This window comes from Bacillus sp. Nf3 (assembly GCF_003028545.1).
Classification (GTDB): domain Bacteria; phylum Bacillota; class Bacilli; order Bacillales; family Bacillaceae; genus Bacillus; species Bacillus safensis.
In genome coordinates, this window is the sequence record NZ_PYUA01000145.1 from 1 (window position 1) to 502 (window position 502).

Genomic DNA, 502 nt, shown 5'->3' on the forward strand with positions numbered 1-502 from the left:
AGTGCGCCGTATGTGGAGATTGAAGGCACCTACCTGGTGCGCGAAGACAGCCCGGCACAGCGGGTGACCGATCTTGACCGCGACGGCCTGCGCATCGCAGTCGGCTGCGGCGCGGCCTACGACCTGTTCCTCAGCCGCGAGCTGCGCCACGCCGCGATCGAGCGCGCGGAGACTTCGGCCGCGGCCATCACCCTGTTCGACCAGCAGCACCTGGATGCCGCCGCCGGGGTGCGCCAGCCGCTGGCGGCCTGGGCGCAGGCGCATCCCGGCCACCGCGTGCTGGCCGATCGTTTCACCGCGATCCAGCAGGCGGTTGCGGCACCGGCCTCGCGCCCGGCCGAGGCGTTGCGCGCCTTGTTCGACGAGGTGGAAGCGATCAAGGCCGGCCCGTTGCTGGGCGAAGCCTTCGCGCGTGCGGGGCAAGCGGTCACCCTGGTGCGGTGAATCCGTGGCATCGAGCGTGCTCGACTACCGGCCCGTAGAGTCGAGTTTGCTCGACAGC

The 502-nt window shown here is 70.9% G+C and carries 1 protein-coding gene; it reads left to right on the plus strand.

Going from position 1 to position 502, the window contains the following annotated elements; translation table 11 throughout:
• On the plus strand, positions 1–444 hold a 444-nt coding region (locus tag C9414_RS21245; RefSeq protein ID WP_142398105.1), incomplete at its 5' end, for a type 2 periplasmic-binding domain-containing protein.
• Positions 445–502 lie beyond the last annotated feature (58 nt).